The sequence below is a fragment of the Brevibacterium aurantiacum genome (assembly GCF_900169065.1).
Classification (GTDB): Bacteria; Actinomycetota; Actinomycetes; order Actinomycetales; family Brevibacteriaceae; genus Brevibacterium; species Brevibacterium aurantiacum.
In genome coordinates this window covers 143,639-158,991 of the sequence record NZ_FXZB01000002.1, presented here as the reverse complement: position 1 = coordinate 158,991, position 15,353 = coordinate 143,639, and the positions used below count along the sequence as shown (strand labels likewise).

The 15,353-nt window shown below is 64.2% G+C and carries 12 protein-coding genes; 8 read left to right on the top strand and 4 right to left on the bottom strand.

The window, feature by feature from the left end; all coding sequences use genetic code 11:
• Positions 1 to 102 precede the first annotated feature (102 nt).
• Complete coding sequence (locus tag BAUR9175_RS02295; RefSeq protein ID WP_101582853.1) at positions 103 to 3,399, bottom strand: S41 family peptidase; 3,297 nt, start codon at positions 3,397 to 3,399, stop codon at positions 103 to 105.
• Positions 3,400 to 3,565: 166 nt separating this feature from the next.
• Between BAUR9175_RS02295 and argS the strand changes: the two genes are divergently transcribed.
• Both argS and BAUR9175_RS02285 read left to right on the top strand, forming a co-directional pair.
• Positions 3,566 to 5,332 carry an arginine--tRNA ligase gene (gene argS, locus BAUR9175_RS02290; RefSeq protein WP_101582852.1) on the top strand — a complete coding sequence of 589 codons (1,767 nt, stop codon included), beginning with the start codon at positions 3,566 to 3,568 and terminating at the stop codon, positions 5,330 to 5,332.
• Positions 5,329 to 6,600: an MFS transporter gene (locus BAUR9175_RS02285; protein WP_083248591.1), complete on the top strand. Its 1,272-nt coding sequence runs from the start codon at positions 5,329 to 5,331 to the stop codon at positions 6,598 to 6,600. The genes argS and BAUR9175_RS02285 overlap by 4 nt, the downstream gene beginning before the upstream one ends.
• Before the next feature lie 109 nt (positions 6,601 to 6,709).
• Here the strand turns inward: BAUR9175_RS02285 and BAUR9175_RS02280 are convergent, their stop codons facing one another.
• Positions 6,710 to 7,558: a hypothetical protein gene (locus BAUR9175_RS02280; RefSeq protein ID WP_180959194.1), complete on the bottom strand. Its 849-nt coding sequence runs from the start codon at positions 7,556 to 7,558 to the stop codon at positions 6,710 to 6,712.
• Between the two features lie 172 nt (positions 7,559 to 7,730).
• Here BAUR9175_RS02280 and BAUR9175_RS02275 point away from each other — a divergent pair, with 172 nt between their 5' ends.
• Both BAUR9175_RS02275 and BAUR9175_RS02270 read left to right on the top strand, forming a co-directional pair.
• Positions 7,731 to 8,270, top strand: a complete 540-nt coding sequence (locus tag BAUR9175_RS02275; protein WP_069599124.1) for a peptidylprolyl isomerase — start codon at positions 7,731 to 7,733, stop codon at positions 8,268 to 8,270.
• Between the two features lie 73 nt (positions 8,271 to 8,343).
• Complete coding sequence (locus tag BAUR9175_RS02270) at positions 8,344 to 9,051, top strand: rhomboid family intramembrane serine protease (RefSeq protein ID WP_009884829.1); 708 nt, start codon at positions 8,344 to 8,346, stop codon at positions 9,049 to 9,051.
• Positions 9,052 to 9,498: 447 nt separating this feature from the next.
• Here BAUR9175_RS02270 and BAUR9175_RS02265 read toward each other — a convergent pair whose 3' ends face one another.
• Positions 9,499 to 10,320, bottom strand: coding sequence for a cell division protein CrgA (locus BAUR9175_RS02265; protein WP_101582849.1), 822 nt, complete (start codon positions 10,318 to 10,320; stop codon positions 9,499 to 9,501).
• A 380-nt stretch (positions 10,321 to 10,700) separates the two neighbouring features.
• Here BAUR9175_RS02265 and BAUR9175_RS02260 point away from each other — a divergent pair, with 380 nt between their 5' ends.
• The 4 genes from BAUR9175_RS02260 to BAUR9175_RS02250 all read left to right on the top strand — a co-directional run bounded on the left by BAUR9175_RS02260 (position 10,701) and on the right by BAUR9175_RS02250 (position 13,305).
• Positions 10,701 to 11,768 (top strand): class E sortase, encoded by a 1,068-nt coding sequence (locus BAUR9175_RS02260; RefSeq protein WP_069599126.1) that lies wholly within the window; start codon positions 10,701 to 10,703, stop codon positions 11,766 to 11,768.
• Positions 11,769 to 11,770: 2 nt separating this feature from the next.
• A complete protein-coding gene (locus tag BAUR9175_RS19295) occupies positions 11,771 to 11,944 on the top strand; it encodes a hypothetical protein (RefSeq protein ID WP_009884833.1) in 174 nt (57 codons plus the stop codon).
• Positions 11,941 to 12,615: an anthranilate synthase component II gene (locus BAUR9175_RS02255; protein WP_009884834.1), complete on the top strand. Its 675-nt coding sequence runs from the start codon at positions 11,941 to 11,943 to the stop codon at positions 12,613 to 12,615. The genes BAUR9175_RS19295 and BAUR9175_RS02255 overlap by 4 nt, the downstream gene beginning before the upstream one ends.
• A 177-nt stretch (positions 12,616 to 12,792) precedes the next feature.
• Positions 12,793 to 13,305, top strand: coding sequence for a GyrI-like domain-containing protein (locus tag BAUR9175_RS02250; RefSeq protein WP_069599127.1), 513 nt, complete (start codon positions 12,793 to 12,795; stop codon positions 13,303 to 13,305).
• 96 nt (positions 13,306 to 13,401) lie between these two features.
• Here BAUR9175_RS02250 and pknB read toward each other — a convergent pair whose 3' ends face one another.
• Positions 13,402 to 15,330, bottom strand: coding sequence for a Stk1 family PASTA domain-containing Ser/Thr kinase (pknB, locus tag BAUR9175_RS02245; RefSeq protein WP_101582847.1), 1,929 nt, complete (start codon positions 15,328 to 15,330; stop codon positions 13,402 to 13,404).
• Between the last annotated feature and the right edge of the window lie 23 nt (positions 15,331 to 15,353).

Here is a 15,353-nt window from a genome sequence, read left to right as displayed (position 1 = left end):
GTCCCAAGTTCGAACCCGGCTGGTTAGGCGTCCCGATGGCTTAGACGTCCCGATGGCTGAGGCCCCGGGACTGTCGTCCGCGGGAGCCGTCGCTCAGAGTGCCTACTCCGATGGAGCTCCTGGGGCCTGGGGCTTCGGGGGTGCCTGCACGCGCGGGGCTGGGAAGTCCGGGGGCGCGGCCGCGGGGGTCCTCTCCAGGCTGGTGAGCACCTCGGCGACGGCGCGGTCAAGCTGCAGATCGTCCTCACCGAACAGCTGTGAGGGATCATGCTCGACCTCGATATCAGGCTCGACACCGTAGTTCTCCACGTCCCAGCCCTTGCCCTCAAGCCAGAAGGCGTAGCGCGGCTGAGTCACACCGGTGCCGTCGACCAGGTCGTAGCGGCCATCGATGCCGACGACTCCGCCCCAGGTGCGCACACCGATGACGGGGCCCAAGCCCTTCGCCTGAGCACGGGCATTGATGATGTCACCATCGGAGCCCGAGAACTCATTGGCGACGAAGGCCACTGGCCCTCGGCGTGCGTCTTCGGGATCGGCGATCATGGCGTCGTAGTTGCGCACGGCGTTCCAGGCGATGACACGATCGGCGAAGCGCTCGGCCACCAGGGCGCTGGTGTGACCGCCGCGGTTGAACCGGACATCGACGATGACGCCGTCGGCCGACATCGCCTGTCTGAGGTCGCGATGCAGCTGTGCCCAACCGTTGGGCATCATGTCCGGGACGTGCACATAGCCGACGCGTCCCTCGGACTTCGACCTCACATACTCTCGCCTCGATCGCACCCAGTCCTGGTACCGCAGCTTCTCCTCGCTGGTCAGCGGCACGATCGCGACCACGCGGTCCTTGCGGCCGCGGCGCAGTGTGAGTTCGACGATCCTATTGCCGGCACCCTGCAGGTGGGCGGCGGGACCGCGTACCTCATCGACCCGTTGGCCATCGACTGCCAGGATGATGTCGCCCTCCTGAGCCCCGACACCTGCCTGACGCAATGGCGACCTGGCCGCGGGTTCACTGCTCTCACCAGGCAGAATTCGTGCGATCTGCCAACCGTTCGGTGTCCGTTCCAGGTCGGCGCCGAGGAAGCCGAGTCGCTTCGACGGGTTGCCCAAGCCAGTCGAGGGAGTGACATAGGCATGAGAGGTGTTGAGTTCCCCGACCGTCTCCCACAGCACATCGACGAGATCATCATGGGTCAGAGCCTTCGCGGCGACTCGGCGCCACCGCAGGGTGACTCCCTCCCAGTTCACACCGTTCATGTCTGCACGCCAATAGTGATCGCGCATGATCCGCGAGTTCTCTTCGAACATCTGCAGCCACTCGGCACGCAGGTCGAGCTCGAAACGCAGCCGAGAGAGATCCACCGAGACGCACTCGTCATCGTCGTCTTCGACCTTGCGGTTGCTCGGACGCACAGTCACATCGCCGTCATCGTAGACAACCATGAGCTTGCCGTCCCCGCTCACCCAATAGGCATCCGCCTTATCGACGATGGTGACGAGTTTGCGCTTGGCGAAGTCGAAGTACTGGATCGACTCCGTCGGAGGGGCATCAAGGTCGGTGCCGAGCACACCGTCCTCCGATTCCCCGGCACGGATCCACAGGACACCGCCGACGGCCGACTCAAGCTTCCGGAAGACACCAGCAGAGACGGGGAGCGCGAGGATCCGCTCCTCGGCACCCTCGACATCCAGCTCGACGCTGGTGACCTTGGACTTCTCCGTCTTGGTCTTCTCTGCCTTCGAGGCCTCATCGGTCAGCTCGCTGATCGCCCAACCGCTCGAGGTCGGTCCGAACGGAGCCGGCTCTGTGGCGCTCAAGGGCAGCAGCCACGGCCTGGTCACACCGTTGAACGACAGATCGAAGGAGTGCTGATTATAGGCAGGATCGAAGGTCCGGTCAGACAGGAACACAATGTACTTGCCGTCGGCGGAGAACGTGGGGGAGTAGTCGTTGTACTTCCCACTGGTCAGCGCCAGCGCCTCACGGTCTGATTTGGTGTCGACGAGCATGAGCTGCGCCAACTGCTCCTCACCCTGAGTGGGCTGTGACCAGATGAGATACCGCCCGTCGGGCGAGAACTCAGGCGATCTGGCCTCACCGAAGCCGGAACGCCCGACCAATCTGGTCTTGCCGTTTCCGACCTCGACGAGACGAACGCTTCCGTCGTGGGAGATCGTGGCCAAGGTCTTCCCGGACGGATCGGAGGTCATGTGCAGAACCCGTCCCAGAGCGCCGGCTCCAATTCGCCGTTCCGTCGCCGTCGCCGAGGTGGCGCGAACTTCGATGGCATCCTCACCTTCGACATCGGTGATGTAGGCCGCCTGCCCGGTCTGTCCGAGCACCACCGGGAGGCGTGTGCGGATCGAAGAGTCCGCGCACAATGCTCGTGCGGGGCCCTCACGATGAGCCAACCAGAAGGTCTTTCCTCGCCATTCGATGAGGGAGGCATTGCCCTCGTGATCTGGGGCGATGGCGCCGATCCTGGACTTCGAGTCGAGGTTGAGCGGCTGCACCTGGGTGCCCGGAAGCTGGACTGCAAGGGTCCGGATGGCGGCATCGAGGCTGTCGAGGATGCGGATCTCGCCGCGGCTGTGCCACACGATGCGCGTCCCGTCGGTCGTCGCATTGCGGACGTACCCTTCGGCTTCGGTCTGGAACGTCAGCTGCCTGGGCTCACCCGGATCCCCATCGCTGCGTGTAGCCAGACCGTCCCAGATCCAGAGGTTGGCCTGCTCGTTGGCATGATGGGGGAAGCTCGCGGCCTTGTCAGAGGTGATGACCAGTGAGTCTCCCACCCACAGCGGGTCGGTCAGCGACGCCTCTTCGTCGCGCAGCAGCCGCTGCCACTGGACTCCGCTGCCCGTGGCGTCTGCGCTGCGATCAAGCCAGAGCCGGGGCGCGGTTCCCCCTCGGTAGCGCTTCCAGTGCGCGGGTTCACGACTGTAGGGAGTCGCCAGGGCGGTCACCGATGAGTGATGGCGGGCCATTCCCGAGGCGCGACCCCAGGACAGGCGCTCGACGCTGCCGTCGATTCCCACGGAACGCACCACGTGATTGCGTGACTCGAACTCGCCGGCATTGGAACCGATGAGGAAGTGCTCATCGTCGGCCCAACCGAGCATCGTCATCGCCGTCGACCCCTGCCAGGTGAGCCGGTGCAGAGAACCGGAAGCCACCTCGGCGAGCATGAGCTCAGGGTGGCCGTCGCGGTGTGAGACATAGGCGATACGGGACCCATCAGGGGAGAACCTCGGGCTGCGCGCGGGAGCATGATCCGAGGTCAGACGCCAAGCACGCCCTCCCTCGGCGGCGACGAGCCACACGTCATCGTCGGCAACGAAGGTGATGAGATCACCGTGGATGTGCGGATACCGGAGATAAGTGTTGGAATTCACGTGACCCACATTACAAGCATGCACGGACGCGGACCCGTGAAGGACGAGGATGCCCAGCCAACTTGCACGCTCGGCGAGCCCTCGTCGGCACAGGCGACCGGGCTCGGTACCGCGAGGTGACGCGGCCCATGCGGCGCGGTCGGCCCCTGACCAATAGAATGGTGTCATGCCATCTCTGACTTCGCTTCTCAACGATCGTTTCGCACTCGCCCTCGAACAGTCCTTCGGCGAGGACTTCAAGCGACGCGACCCCGTGATCAGGAGCAGCCAGTTCGCCGATTTTCAGGCGAATGTGGCTCTGCCCCTGGCCAAGGAGCTGAAGTCCAAACCGCGTGACATCGCGAACACGATCGTGAGCAACCTGGACCTCGCGGGCATCTGCGAGACCCCTGAGATCTCGGGCCCCGGCTTCATCAACCTCACCTTCACCTCCGACTTCCTAGCCTCGACCCTCAACCAGGGCACCGCCGCCGAGGCTGTGGCTGAGACACCTGCGACAACCGAGGGGGCGACATCCGAGGGTGCGGCCGCTGCCGGTCAGCGCGTCGTCATCGACTACTCGGCACCCAACGTCGCCAAGGAGATGCACGTCGGTCACCTGCGGACCACCGTCGTCGGCGATGCGCTCGCCCGCACGCACGAATTCCTCGGCAACACCGTCGTGCGCCAGAACCACATCGGCGACTGGGGCACTCCGTTCGGCATGCTCATCGAACACCTACTCGACGTCGGCATCGAATCCGAGACGGCCCAGGACATCTCGGCCAACCCGAACGCCTTCTACCAGGCAGCGCGTGCGAAGTTCGACAGCGACGAGGCCTTCGCCACCCGCGCCCGCGCCCGGGTGGTCGAACTGCAGGGCGGTGACAAGCAGACCCTTGAACTGTGGGAGCGGCTCGTCGGTTTCTCCAAGACCTACTTCAACCACATCTACTCACTCCTCGACGTCACCCTGACCGATGACGACCTCGCAGGTGAGAGCATCTACAACGACGATCTCGCCGCGGTCTGCCAGGAACTCGAGGACGCGGGCCTGGCGCGCATCAGCGACGGTGCCCTGTGTGTCTTCCCGGAAGGCTTCACCGGCCGTGAGGGCGAACCGCTGCCGCTCATCATCCGCAAGTCCGACGGCGGCTACGGCTACGCCACGACGGACCTCGCGGCTGTTCGCCACCGCGTGCGCAACCTCAATGCCGACCGTGTCCTCTATGTCGTCGGCACCCCGCAGGCTATGCACTTCGAGATGGTCTTCTCCATCGCTCGGGCCGCCGGCTGGCTGCCCGAGGGCGTCGAATTCGAGCACGTGAAGATCGGCAATGTGCTCGGCGACGACGGCAAGATCCTGCGTACGCGCAGCGGAGCTCCGGTGCGTCTGGCCGAGCTCCTCGTCGAGGCTGTCGCCCGCGCGAAGGCCACCCTCCAGGAGTCGAACGTCGAGTTCGATGCTGAGGAGGAGGCCCTAGTGGCCAAGACCGTGGGCATCGGAGCCGTGAAGTACGCCGACCTCTCCGTCGCCCACGACACGAGCTACACCTTCGACCTCGACCGTATGCTCGCCCCCATCGGCAATACCGCCCCGTACCTGCAGTACGCCGGTGCACGGATCCGATCGATCCTGCGCAAGGCGGAAGGGGATGCGTTCACGGCTGCGCCGATCCACCTCGGCGAGGCTGCCGAACGTGACCTGGGGCTGGCGCTCCTCGGATTCTCCGATGTCGTCGCCGAGGTGGTGGCCGGGTCCGCGCCGCACCGAATGTGCACGTACCTCTTCGACCTCGCCCAGTCGTTCACATCGTTCTACGAGCAGTGCCCGGTTCTCATCGCAGAAACCGCCGAGGTGCGCGATTCTCGGCTGCGCCTGAGCCAGACCGTCCTCGAGGTGCTCGAAGCCGGACTCGGAGTCCTGGGCATCCGCGTGCCCGAGCGCATGTGAACCAGTCGGACCCCTCCGTCGCCCGGCGGATGCTGCCGTGGATGGTCGTGGGCATCGTCGTCCTGGCGATCAACCTGCGGGCACCGATCATCGCACCGACGGCCGTCCTCGGCGACATCCAGGACGATACGGGACTGAGCGCGGCCGGGGTTGGCCTCCTCACGGGCCTGCCGGTGCTGCTGTTCGCCCTCGTCACCCCGGTGGCGGGCAAGGCCATCGGACGGTTCGGCGCCGAGGCGGCCGTGCTGTCCTGCCTCACCGGTGTGCTGCTGGGAACGGTGCTGCGCTCACTCGGACCGCCCTGGCTCGTGCTCGTGGGCACCGGAATCATCGGTTTCGCCATCACTCTGGGCAATATCGCGGTCCCGGTGATCATCCGGCGCGAGGTCCCCTGGAGCCAGGTGTCGATGGTGACCGGCCTGTATTCGGCCACCATGAATGTCGGGTCCATGATCACCCTTCTCGGCACCGGTCCCTTGGCCGCAGCCGTCGGGTGGCGGTGGGCCGTGGCCATCTGGGGCGGAATGGCCGTGCTCGGACTCGCCTACTGGCTGTTCGCGATCCGGCTGCGGATCCGACGCAACGCGATCGTCGCAGCCGCGGCCGAAACGCCGCCGACGCCCGCACCCACACCGGAACGTCGCCCGTGGCGGGAGGCCCCGCCCGAATTCCGCGCCATCATCGCACTGCTCGTGGTCACTTTCAGCGGACAGTCGATCGCCTACTACACGACCACAACGTGGCTGCCGTCGATCCTGGCAGACACCGGAGGGCTGAGCGCGACAGCCTCGGGCGGCACTGCCTCGCTGTTCCAGATCGCGGCCATCCTCGGCGCATTCGGAGTGCCGCTGCTGGCGGCCCGCACCCGACCCTGGGTGCCGGTGGCGATCATCGCCGCACTGTGGCTCTCGCTGCCTGTCGGACTGCTGCTGGCTCCCAGCTCGTTCGTGCTGTGGTCGATCACCGGCGGAATCGCCCAGGGCGGCGGATTCACCGCGATCTTCTCCATCATCGCCCGCACAGCGGGAAGTGACCGGGAGACAGCTTCGGCCTCGGCCCGGGTGCAGGGAGGCGGCTACCTCGCAGCCACCCTGGCTCCGCCGTTCGCGGGCTGGCTGGGCAATGTCACCGATGGGTGGACGGCCCCGATCCTGCTCATCCTCGCCGCGACTCTGGCGTTCACGATCACCGGTCTGCTGGCGGTTCGGATCTCCGGGCGTTTCCGGGGCGGCGGACCGGCCACGAGGCGTGAGGTTCTGGATGAATGACGAACGGCTCCCGTCGTCGAGGTTCGCTCACCTCAATCAGTGAGCACCTCGACGACGGGAGCCGTTCGATCTGTCTGCGCCGGTCAGCTGACCAGCTAGTCAGAACAGATCAGTGCTTGGCGTTCTTGTCCTCGGCTGTTTCGGCCGCTGACTTCGAATCCTCTGCAGGCTTGACGACGCTGGCCGGCGTTGCCTGGGTTCCCTTGGCCTCGGTTGCAGGCTTCGGGGTCGGTGCCGTCGTGGTGGCCGCTGCGGCGGTCTTCGACTCAGGCACTGCCGTCTGCGATACCTCGGGTGCTGTTCCCTGGCGTGAAGCCGGGGTCGAGCCCACCGGACGGGCATCCTGCGGACGGTTGTTGGGCAGCGGCGTCGACCATGGGTCCTCGACCGGCTGCGCCTTCTTCCAGACGTAGTAGCCGATTCCGGCTGCCGAGCCGATGACCAGGGTCCACACGACTGCGGCCTTGCCACCACCGGACTTGCGAGCGGTGTCCTTCTGAATCCGCTTGCCGGCGTTCGTCAGGGCCTTGCGGGCCTTCTTCACTGCCTTCTTGTCACCGGTCAGGCGCACAGCGAGGTCGTCGACCAGCTGAGGGGTTTCGACGGCGGCCAGCGAGTTGGCGGCATTGGACGCGAACTTGCCGGCACGTTCCGTGGCCTCGGGGCGGTAGGCATCGAGCTTGTCTGCCCAGGCGTGAACCTGCTCATTCGCCCTGTCGGCGAATGCTTCGACCTGCGGACGTGCCTTGACGGCAAGACCTTCGGCCCGATCGGCAAGTGCTTCAACCTGAGGGCGTGCCTTCTCTGCAAGGGCCTCGACCTGAGGGCGTGCCTTGTCAGCGGCTTCGCGGAGCTTTGGACTTGCGGCCCCGCTGGCATCGGCCAGGACTCGGAGTGACGTCTTCTTCGCGGAATCGAGCTTCGAAGTGAACGGATCTCGAGCTGACTTCTTCGACATGAACATTCCCAATCCTCTTTGTCGGGGTCAATTGATCAGTCTCAGTCTACGGCCTAGGCGCAAGCCGCTGGTCACCAGGGCGTCATGAAATTGTCTGCAGAAACGCTGACAGAGTCCGCAATCCGAGCCACGGGAATCTGCATTAGCCGTGAGGGCGTGGAAGAATGGACCTATGACTACAGTTTCTACGCATACAGCAGTCCTGCACACCAACCACGGTGACATCACCATCAGCCTCTTCGGCAATCACGCGCCGAAGACTGTTGCCAACTTCGTGGAACTGGCCAAAGGTGAGCGTGAGTTCACCGATCCCGCCACCGGCGAACCCACCAAGCGTCCCTTCTACGACGGTCTCAACTTCCACCGCATCATCGCGGACTTCATGATCCAGGGCGGCTGCCCGCTGGGCACCGGTACCGGCGGACCCGGCTACACCTTCGACGACGAGATCCACCCGGAGCTCCAGTTCGACCGCAAGTACCTGTTGGCCATGGCCAACGCTGGCAAGCAGATGGGACGCGGCACCAACGGATCGCAGTTCTTCATCACCACCGCCGAGACCCCATGGCTCAACGGCAAGCACACCATCTTCGGCGAGGTGGCCGACGAAGCCTCACAGAAGGTTGTCGACGAGATCAACAACGTTCGCACCGCAGCCATGGACAAGCCAGTGGAGCCAGTCGTTCTCGAATCGGTCGAGATCAGCGCCTGAGACCGCTTCACCGGTGAGCAGCAGACTTCGAGTGCGGAGTACTGAGACTCACTGAACTGAGTACCATGGTGTGATGGACACACCGCAGGAGGGCTCGGCCCGGGAGACCGGCCGGGCCCCTTCTGTGTCTCCACCCCTTGTCACGAGCATCATCATGATCCTCACCGGCGTGGTCTTCCTGGCCCAGCTGCTGCCCAGCCTGGACTTGGTCCATCGACTCAGCTTCGTTCCCGCACTCGTGCTCGAACAGCCCTGGCGGGTCCTGAGCGTGGCGCTGGTGCACGAACAGCCCTCGCCGTTCCATCTCCTGGCCAACATGATCGGCCTGTTCTTCTTCGGATCCTTCATCGAGCGTGCCTTGGGCCGCTGGAGGTTCCTCACCATCTATCTGCTCGGCACGGTGGGCGGATCAGTCATGGTCCTCGTCCTCGCCAAGCCGTTCACGGTGGATTGGGTGACGAACAACATCGGCGCCTCCGGTGCGGTCTTCGCCATCGTCGGCGTCCTGCTGGTGCCGACGCAGAAGCTGGATCGCAACATCACCGGCGTCGTGCTGTTCGTAGCACTCAACTTCGGATACGGATTCCTCGTCGCAGGAGTGTCTTGGCAGGCCCACCTCGGCGGGCTCATTGCGGGCTTCGTGCTCGGGTGCGGTGCTCTTCTCGTACCGAAGAAGCAGTCGACGCTGGTGTTCGTGCTGACAGCCGTCGGTCTGCTGCTGGCGATGCTTGTCGCCGGGGCGTGGAGGATCAACGACGCTTGGCAGATTGCTGCGATGTGATGGGCACCGAGCGCCGCAGCATCCACGGTGTCGACCACGGGTGATAGGCGGCTCTCAGGCTTATATCAGACTTCCGTCGAAAATTGGCACCTGCGGGGCTCGAATTTGCTTGTCCACAACCTTTATCCACATGGTGGATAACTTACATAGGTGTATTTTCCCTGGTCACAAGCTCAAAATAAGTTATGCACAAGCGACGCACCCGGCTTGGGTATAACTTCGACCCTGTGGACAAAGGCGATGGCGAGGCGATCACGAGGCGATCACGAGGCGATTGAAACGTCAATATCGGGTCCTCGACACAACCGCAGATGAGCCGCTTGCCAGCATGGTGCGGGTGCGCGAGTGCACCCATTGCGCGATCGAATAACGGGCGCTGCGTCGACTATCGGGATTACGCACCCGTGCGTCGACACAACGCCCGTTATTCGTGAAGCGGCTTGCTGACTACCGCCAGCGCGTGGACATGATCAGCCCCGCGACAAAGAAGGCGAAGCCGATGAGGATGTTCCAGTTGCCCCACGCCTCGACCGGGAACGCTCCCTGCGAGATGTAGAAGGTCACGAGCCAGACCAGGCCGATGAGCAAGAGGCCGATGAGCACCGGCAGGAACCAGCGTGGGTTCGGCTTGATCGTCTGCTGACCGGACTGCGAGGTGTATGAGGCGGTCTTGCGGCCCTGGGGGCGCTTGGCCGGATTGCCCGAACGCGAGGTGCGCTTGGCCGAGGAGCCCTTGGCGGACGAACCCTTGGCTGCAGTCTTGGAGGACTCGTTCTTCTTCGAGGACTTGCTGTCCTTCTCGTGCTTGTCGACTTTGGCCGCCTTGGCAGACTTCTCAGACTTCGTGGCCGTCTTCGAGTCCTCGGCTGAGTCGTCGGCGTCGGCCTCATCAGCATCGGAATCATCGACGTCAACAGCGTCGTCGGCATCGAGGTCGGCGGACGTGTCGCTGTCCTTGGCGTCAACCTTCTTGGCCCCGGCTCCGGCGCTCTTCGGCGCGGACTTCTTGTCCGCGGCAGTCGTGGCGGCGGTGGACTTCTCGTCTGCATCAGCATCGTCGGCAACCACATCGGAGGCGTCCGAGGAATCATCCAAGTCGAGGAGATCGCCGTCGAGACGCTCGTCCTTCGGATCCTCGGCCTGCACGGTCTGGGGATCCTCGACTGCCTCGACATCGTCGTTCGACTGGGCCTTGGTTTCGACCTTGGCCTTCGACGAGTTGCGAGAAGTGCGCTGAGGGCGCTGGGTCCGTCCGTTGGACTTGGCCACGAGTACTCCTTTTACGGCCGACCGTTGCTGGGGTCACCGATTGATGTATAGGGACAATCGCACACCAGTCTACTCGTGACATCCGGCAGTTTTAAAAACTCCAACTACCCTGAGAACGACCTGTTTGTGCAGTTTCATACGATAAAGTGCAATACGGTGTCCCCGCTTGTCCTTTGGGCAAGCCCCGGATTCGAAACATTAGGCACGGTGCAGCAGTGGTGAATAGTCCCTCCTCGGGTAACGAATCAGACGCGGATGCGTCATCGCGACCCACTATTCGTCCTGCTCAGAGGCAGAACTCCTCCCATCACCCGGCTCACGACCAGTACCCCGCTCAGGGCGGGTACCGCGGACGCGAAGCCAGCCCGGCCACAGAACCCATGAGCACCGCACCCGAGCTTGGCGGGGGCCAGAACTCCGGAGCAGGTTCGCATCCCGGGACGGGCTCACAGGCAGGAACCGATCAGCCACTTCCCAGTCGCCGTGAACTTCGGCGCCGCGAAGCCGAAGCGGCCGCGGCCAACGGTGCCCCGACTGCCGTCTACTCCGACGCCCCGCCCGCGTACACCGACTCCACCCAGGTGCAGCAGCCGGTCAGCAGTGAAACGAACCCCAACCTCGGCGCCTATGCGGGTGCGGCCGTTGCGGGCTACAGTGCACCCGGCGAGGGCAGTCGTCGCACCAATCGGCGGAGGCAGAAACCGGAACGTGAGCCACTGGGCCCCGTTCGCGGCACCATCCGCACCTTCGGCGAGCTCTGCATCACGGCCGGAATGGTCCTCATCCTGTTCGTGGTCTGGCAGCTGTGGTGGACCGATATCGAGGCCAACCGGGACAACGAGCAGCTCGCCGACAAGTTGGCCCAGGACTGGCAGAACCAGGATCCCAACGAGCTTCCCGATGACCCGGACGAACCTGTCGTGGCGGATCCGGTGGAGAAGAACAGCGCGTTCGGAATCTTCTACATTCCACGTTTCGGCGATGACTACTACCGCACCGTCGCCGAGGGTGTCGATCTCGAACCCGTCCTCAACCGGATGGGCGTGGGCAGGTACCCGAACTCGGCGATGCCCGGAGAGGTCGGCAACTTCTCGATCGCCGGCCACCGCGTCACCTACGGCAAGCCGCTCAACCAGATCGCGCAGCTGCGCCCCGGCGATGAGATCATCGTCCAGACCAAGGACGGCTTCTACACTTACACGTTCCGCAACTTCGACATCATCCTTCCCGACGCCGTCGAGGTTCTCGCCCCGGTTCCCAACGAACCCAAGTTCAAGGGCAAGGACCGGATTCTCACGATGACGGCCTGCAACCCGATGTTCTCGGCCAGGGAGCGCTACGTCGCCTACGCCGAGCTCACCGACTGGACCCCGGCCGGCGATGGCGCCCCGGACAACATCAAGGACTCGAAGGCCTACGACAAGGTCAGCAAGAACGGTGGTGCCTGAGAATGTACGGTCTGATCTGGCGTCTGCTCCCGGGCAACTGGTTCGTCAAACTCATCTTCGCCCTCATCCTCATCGCGGCCGTGGTGCTGCTGCTCATGCAGTACGTCTTCCCGGTCGTCGCCCCCTACATGCCCTTCAACAACGCAACAGTGACTGACGGAAGCGGTGGCCAATGACAAAGATCCTCGTCGTCGACAACTACGACAGCTTCGTCTATACGCTCGTGTCCTACGTCCGTGAGCTCGGCGCCGAGACTCATGTCATCCGCAATGACGATATGACCGCCGAGGCTGTCGTGGCCCTGGCAGCCGAATACGACGGAGTCCTCCTGTCCCCAGGCCCGGGTGTCCCCGCCGAGTCGGGAGTCTGCCCGGCCCTCATCGCGTGGGCGGAGTCCTCGGGCACTCCGGTGTTCGGAGTCTGCCTGGGCCACCAGGCGCTGGGCGAGGTCTTCGGCGCCACGGTGACCCACTCGCCGGTGCTCATGCACGGCAAGACCTCCGTCATCACCCACGACAGCCAGGGCATCTTCTTCGGCTGCAAGAATCCTCTGACGGTGACCAGGTACCACTCGCTGGCAATCGTCGATGAGACGATCGACCTCGAGAAGTTCGTGGTCACGGCCCGCACCGAGGACGGCGTCGTCATGGCCATCGAACATCGTGAGCAGCCCTTGTTCGGAGTGCAGTTCCATCCGGAGTCGGTCCTCACCGAATGCGGCTACCTGATGCTGGGCAACTGGCTCGAGGTCTGCGGCATCGAGGGCGCGGCCTCACAGGCCGCGACGATGTCGCCCATGGCATCGGCGATTGCAGCGAAGTCCGTGCCGGCCGGCACACCCGCATAAGCCAGCACCGCTTCAGCCGTCGCGACAGGCATCTGCGCTCACGCTCTTCCTGTGGCTCTCTCGCCGCATTAGGATTGTGAGTCACCAAGAGATCCAGCACCGCTTGCCATCCCCGGGAGACCCCGAAAGCTCGCCGAGGTGGGGCTGGGCCGGCAGGCGGAACCGAGAGGACCACTGATGCCAGAGTCGAGTTTCAACCGCACCGAGCCATTCTCCGAACTCACCGTGTTCGAGGCGTCCGAGATCCCCACGGCCGTCGTGGAGGCCAGGAACGTCGCCATGGAGGACCTTCCGGCACTCTTCGATGCCACGTTCACCGGGCTGTTTCCTACACTGCAGGAGGCCGAGATGGAGATCGCCGGTCCTGCGTTCGCACTGTACACGCGCCAGCCCAGCGACACTGTTGACCTGGAGATCGGGCTTCCGCTGACCTCGGGACTGACCCAGGCCCTGCCTCTGAGCAGGGACCTCATCGCGATCCCCTCTCAGCTGCCTGGGGGATCGATCGCAGCCATGAGTCACACCGGAGGATACGACGGCCTCGGTGAGGCCTGGGCGGTGTTCACGAAGGCTGCCGTCGATGCGGGGCACCATCCCGGGCTGCCGTTCTTCGAGGTCTACGTGACCGAACCGAACCCCGACATGGACCCCGCGGACCTGCGTACAGACCTGTTCATCACCTTGTCCTGAGGGCGGGTGCCCACACCATAGGTGGACAGGCTGGTCGTCAGTTCAACTGGTCGGTTCAGTTGGTCAGTTCAGCTGGCGCTTAAGCTGGCGGCCGGTTCAGCTGGCGTCTGAGAAACCGTCGAACAGGCCGCCCACGTCACCGGGACCCATGGAACTGTCGTCGTCCTTATTATCGTCGTTGCCGCCATTGTCGTTACCACCGCTACCGCCGGTGTCATTGCCCTCATCGTCGCTGCCACCGTCGTCAGACGGTGAGGTGGGGATTCCACCAGGGATCGACGGGATGCTCGGCGACGAAGGCTCCTCCGGTGGCTTCTTGGCAACCTTGACGGTGATCTCCGTGCCCTGCTTGACCTCGCTGCCGCCGCTGGACGACTGCTCGAAGACCTTCTTGGCCGGCTCGTCGGCGGTCTCGACCTCTTCGGTCTTGCACCCCAACTGGTAGTCATCGCCCTCAAGGATCTCGCAGGCTTCCTTTGCGGACTTGCCTGTCACATCGGGGACCTCGACCATTCCCGAGGATACGACCAGGTCGACGTTGGAATCCACATCCACCTCGGAGCCGTTGCCGGGTTTCGTCTCGATGACGACGCCCTTCTCGACGTCCGGAGAGTTCTGTGAGATGTGCGTGCCAGCCTGCAGCTTGGCGTCATTGAGGACCTTGCGAGCGCTCTCCTCAGACTTGCCGGAGACATCGGGGACCTTGACGCTCTCAGGGCCGGAGGAGATGACCAGCTTCACGACGCTGTCCTGCTCAACTCGCTGACCGCCGGCGGGGTCGGTCTTGATGGCCTTGCCCTCGTCGACGTCTTCGCTGTACGCCTCATCACGGTCGACTCTCAGGCCTTGTTCGATCAGGGCGGATTCTGCCTCGTCGGCATTCATATTGGCCACGTCCGTGACCTCGACCTGGATGATGTCCGGTGGTTTGTTGATCTCGTAGACCCACAGTGCGATTGCGGCCAGAGCCAACAGCACGAAGATGCTGCCGATCCAGATCCAGGCACGTGACCGCCTCGGCGGTGGTGCTTCGTCCTGCTTGGCCATGATCGTCGACACGGCACCCGTCTCCGGGTCGACCTCGGAGTCCTGGGCGTACTGCGGGGGACCCATCATGGCCCCGGCCATCGGGAACGCCTGGGTGCGATCCATGTCGTCATCGAAGCTCAGCGGACGGCCGTCACGGGCCGCGAGAACGTCTTCACGGAAGATGTAGGCGTCCTGGTAGCGCTCGTCGCGGTCCTTGAGCAGGGAATGCATGAGGAGGCGATCGACCTCGGGGGGAACATTGGGATTGTAGAAGCTCGGAGGCTTCGGCGTCTCACCCACGTGCTGGTAGGCGACCGCGAGCTGCGAATCACCGACGAACGGGGGACGGCCGACGAGGAGCTCATAGAGCAGGCACGCCGTCGAGTACAGGTCGGAGCGGGCGTCGACGACCTCACCGCGGGCCTGTTCGGGGGACAGGTACTGGGCGGTGCCCACGACGGACTGCGTCTGGGTCAGGCCGCTGTTGTCCTTGAGCGCGCGGGCGATGCCGAAGTCCATCACCTTGATGTCACCCTCGGGGGTGAGCATGACGTTGGCGGGTTTGATGTCGCGGTGGACGATGCCGTTGCGGTGGGAGTACTCGAGCGGCGCGAGCACACCGGCGACGACGTTGAGCGCCTCGTCGATGGTCAGGGTGCCGTGTTCGTTGAGGACCTCGCGCAGGGTCTGACCCTCGACGTATTCCATGACGATGAACGGCACGGAGACGCTGGAGCCGCCGGTTTCGACGAAGTCCTCTTCGCCGGAGTCGTAGACGGCGACGATACCCGGATGGTTCAGCCCTGCGGCGGACTGAGCCTCACGCTTGAGACGTGTGTGGAACGAGGGATCGCGGGCGAGATCGGACCGCAGAAGTTTGATCGCGACGCGTCGACCGAGTCGGTTGTCGACGCCCTCGTGCACTTCTGCCATGCCCCCACGGCCGAGGAGCGCACGAACTTCGTATCGCCCCGACAGCACCTTGGGTTCATTCATTCTGGTCCTCCGCTTGGTTCACC